Origin of the sequence: Nostoc sp. UCD121 (assembly GCF_014222285.1) — a bacterium.
GTDB lineage: Bacteria > Cyanobacteriota > Cyanobacteriia > Cyanobacteriales > Nostocaceae > Nostoc.
Window position 1 is genome coordinate 1 of record NZ_JACKZS010000359.1, and the last position, 4452, is coordinate 4452.

At 39.4% G+C, this 4452-nt stretch carries 3 protein-coding genes; all 3 read right to left on the reverse strand.

What is annotated here, in order from left to right:
• Nucleotides 1–1422 (reverse strand): NACHT domain-containing NTPase (locus GNF10_RS35430; protein ID WP_185607427.1); only part of this gene is annotated, 1422 nt, incomplete at its 3' end.
• Nucleotides 1423–1440: 18 nt separating this feature from the next.
• Nucleotides 1441–2628: a pentapeptide repeat-containing protein gene (locus tag GNF10_RS35435; RefSeq protein ID WP_185586635.1), complete on the reverse strand. Its 1188-nt coding sequence runs from the start codon at nucleotides 2626–2628 to the stop codon at nucleotides 1441–1443.
• 37 nt (nucleotides 2629–2665) lie between these two features.
• A partial coding sequence (locus tag GNF10_RS35440; protein ID WP_260446381.1) for a pentapeptide repeat-containing protein occupies nucleotides 2666–4452 on the reverse strand: 1787 nt, incomplete at its 5' end.

Sequence of the window (4452 nt, forward strand, 5' to 3'; positions counted from 1 at the left end):
ATTAATTAGTTTAATTTTTTCTATTTCATTTTCTAATAGCTCTCCAATTAATCCATGAATTATCCCGAAAAACATCCCAAAAAACAGCCCTGAAAGTAATCCTGAAATCAGTCCATAAATTAGAATAAAAACCTGCAATGCAAATAGTCCTGAAAGTAGTCCTGAAAGTAGCCCTGAAGTCAGCGCTCCTATCAATCCCCATACAATCAAATTATAAATAACTTTTGAAATTTTCTTTTTCAGCCAACTAGGCTGCATTTCTTCAATCAAAAACTCCGTTTTCGATTCTCGCTGCATTTGTTTAGCCAACCAAACAAGCAAAATTCGAGTTTTTCTAGCATTAGGAGTTTTGTTATTTAAATATGCTCTACTCTTAATATCTCGTGTCAACATCCGTCCTATATAAGCATCAAGCAAATACTGAATCCGGTCTGCTGTAGAATTCAAATACTGCCACTTTTCACTAGGTATTTCTTGAGATACTAGAACAGTAATACTGAGTAGTAATGGAGTTTCCATTAACTCTAGTAAGTCAAAGTCGCTACTGATGGTTGACCACAGTTCTAGAGAATTTATAGATGTTAGATAATCACAAATTTGATTGCTGGTTAAAGGCTGTAAGCAGATAGCACCTTTAAGTTGCAATTGAGTAGCGTAGTTATTATATTCCTCACCCCGACTACAAAGAACTAAATAAAGTGGTCTAGTTTCGCCTGCTGAAAACTGATTAATTACATTAACACAGAGTTCTTGACGCTGTGGTTCAAGTTCATCTAAACCATCAAGCAATGGTAGTAATTGCTTATTGTCTACCCACTCTTGACCAAGCTTTTTTGAGACACCATATTTAGATTTAAGTTCTACCACCAACCAATCAGTTATTGATTGTCGGTCATCTTTCCACGAAGACAGGTTGAATAAAACTGGAACTGGATAATCAGGCTGTTCTTCTGCTCGTTGAATTAATTCTTGAGCCAATTCTAACTGTGTGGTTGTCTTTCCTGATCCTGGCGCACCCAATATTAACAACTTTCCTGCAATTTCTGGAGAATCAAAAACTTCTAAAATTGTTGTCGTGTTTGGGAGAGGAACAGCCGGCTTCAAGCCAATTTTTATTTCTGCATCCCAAGGGCGTTTTACCTGCTGGGGTTGCGACTTCTTCCCTAAATTAATCAACACGGCATTGTGTAGAGACTGCCTTAACCGTGCGGTCACTTCTTGCTTAACTGCGTCCAGTAGTATACGCTCGTTCTTTGGTCGAGCCGGATTGCCTATTGGCGTTGTTTGCTGCCCAAAGAAAATATTCCAGATGTCCCCGCCGATTCTCTGAGCATTTACGGACTCAGCGTTGATAAACCCACCGCCAAACTGGGAATTTCGTAAGTCGTTGCTGACTTGCTTTGGATCTTGTGAATCGGGCATGGGTCGGTTTGGACAGGTTTAAACGTCGTTGTTCTGAATGTTACCACCTATCTGGTCTGCATCAACATTGTTGGCATCTACTATTCCACCTGCAAACTGCGAGTTCGGTTGATAGTAAATTGAGACTTTATTACCTGTCTGGGCTAGTAACTTATTTTGCTGGTTAATTGTGGAAAATAGCTGGTTGATTACTTTTTGTTTATCTTCAAGTCTTTCTTGGTACTGTGCTTCCAATGCCTTAGCTGCAAATTCATAGCCCTGCATGAAGTCGCCGTGGATTTTCGCTTTGTTTGCATCAGGGGCAACAGTTACTCGAACTACAAGAATGCCATCGCCTTTCTTCTCAATGCTTTGGACATCCAATTGTCCGCCTTGGTTTTCGATTTCTAATTTTTTGAACGAGTAGGCGAAAGCATCCCAGTTGATGCCATTGCGAAAGATTAGGTCTAAGGTTTCTAGCGATTTTTGGAATAGCTGGGCAAACTCACCATAGGCAAAGTTGCCACTGCTGGGACGGCGTTCTTGCTTTCCTTGACTAAGATAGACAAAATCACAAACTACATTAGCTAAATTTGTACCACTATTAATGTGCCAATCTTCTATGCAAGCACCTGTAAGGATTGCTCCAGTAAAATTTGTTTCTAGCGCTTGAATGTTAGTAAGGTTAGCGTTAGTGAAATCAGACCGTCTTAGGTCAAAACTGTTAAAGTTTAATTTACTTAAATTGGCTTCACTAAGGTTTACTTCAGTAAGGTTAGCTCTACTGATTGCCGCTTTGGTAAAATTTAACCCACTTAGATTAGCTTTATAAAGCGTTGTTTCAATAAAAACAACTCCATTCAGATTAGCTTTACGGAGGTCTGCACTACTAAGGTTAGCCCTGCTAAGATTAGCTCCACTAAGGTCTACATCATTTAGATTTGCCTCTATAAGTACAGCTCCTATGAGATTAGCTCTACTAAGGTTGGCTTTACTTAGGTTTACTCCACTGAGATCAGCAGCGCTAATGTTAGCTCTACTAAGACTAGCATCACTAAGATTAGCTCTGCAAAAGTTTACCCCATTGAGGTCTGCTTCATTGAGGTTCATTTGACTAAGATTGGCCTCACTTAAATCTGGCTTGGTTACAAAGTTTTTTGCTCTCCATTTATTCCAACTTAGCTGTATACCTTCTTTCAATAAAGCTAAATGCTCCTCATTCGCCATCACCACCTACCCTACTGCTTCATCTGTAGCAACTGAACTATTCAGCATCCTGCCATCCTTCTAAAGTTGCCAAAAGTATATTGACAAGAGGATGATCCACTAATTCCTTCAATGCCTCAGTTCCACCAGATTTCAACGCCCCAATTACCCGCGCTTTCAAAGTAGGATTACTATCGATTTTCTTGAGTGCTTCTGTCACCGCTATCTGTTTTTCTAGTGGAGTGCTAGTAGGGTAACTCTGCCCTAACTGATTGAGAAGCTGCTGAATGTCTGCTGCGGCTTGGGCTAGATTCTGCTTTTGTTCGGGGTTGTAGTTGGTGATGTTGCCGCCGATTTGTTGTGCGGTTACTGTGTCTGCGTTGACAAGCCCACCAGCAAATTGAGCGCCTTTGAGGTCAAAGTTGGACTGTTTTTTAGAACCTTCAGACATTATAGTATCTCCTTGGTTTTGATAAGTTTGGGCATAAAAACTAGGGCGTTGTAGTGCTGTCATTACCATATTCTGTAGATCAGTAATTCTCTTATCTTTCTCCGCTATTAACTTTTGAACTTCTTGCTCTGCCAGAGTTTTTAGCTGATTATAGGTAGTAAAATACTCTGCACTCAGTTCAGATTTGTCAGCTGTTGCTGCGGTTTTGGCACGAAGCAGAAACTTATCCTGCCCCCGTTTTTCCATTGCCACTATTTCTAATTCAGCATCGGGGTGATTCTCGGCTAGCTGCTTAAACGAAATTGCGATCGCTCTAGGGTCAACTCCCTGACTATGATAGAGGTCAAGAGTGTCAAAGATTGGTTTGATGAAATCTCCAAACTCACCCAAAGCAAAAACTTCTTGTCTATTGTCTGGTTTGCGGTGAGGGTCTGGGTTTTCTTTTGTTGGGAGCCGCATATAAACGTATTCGCATTTCACGCCATCAAAATTGGTATCAGTCGTAATGCCCCAGTCTTCAACGTAGGCTCCAGTGAGAGTAGCGCCCGTGAAGTCGGTTCCGTCTAATTGAGTTTGCTTTAGCTTTGCTCTGGATAAGTCTGCGTCTTGCAAGTTCGCTTCGCTAAGATCAGTACCTATGAAGCTGGCATCTGCCAGGATAACTCTTTGGAAATTAATACCTCGCAAATTTAAACGGTCAAAATTCTGCTCTGTTCCTTTTCTTGTAATTAATGTTCTTTGTACCTCTGGATACTTAAGATAAGTCGTTTCAACACGGGCAGAACCTAATTTTTTTACTTCAAACCATTGAGTAAAAACAACTTTGACTTCTCTAAAATCTGTATTATTCAAGGTTGCATGACTGAAATCGGCATTTGTCAAGTTAGCTTTACGGAAACTTGTACTACCTAAATTTGCAAAGCTAACTGCAATCATTTTTATCCAAGAAAATTCATGAGATTCACTTAATGCTTTGAAACCCATATAACTTGCTAAAAATCCTATAATTACTGATGAAATTATAATAAGAATAAAAGCTTTACTTGAATCCCAAATATTGACTGATATTAAAAATCTAGCTATGGCACCTGCCATTGCTACAGAACCAGTTAAAGTTACGAGCGTTGCAAGGGGGCAGGCAATACTGGATGCACCTGCCATTGCCAAAGCAACTAGAAAAGATACTATTAAAGTTAAGATTCCAAAAATAACTATGGTTATGAATAAAAAATGATTTGTAATAACTATAAAAACTACAGATGCAATTAAAACTAAAGTTCCTAATACAGCTAATCCAAGAGAAATAGGTACTAAGGTGGTTACATTTTGAGAATAATTTTTCCCCCATGCTTGTTGAGCTAAAATATAACCTTTATATACAATAGATGTAAAGG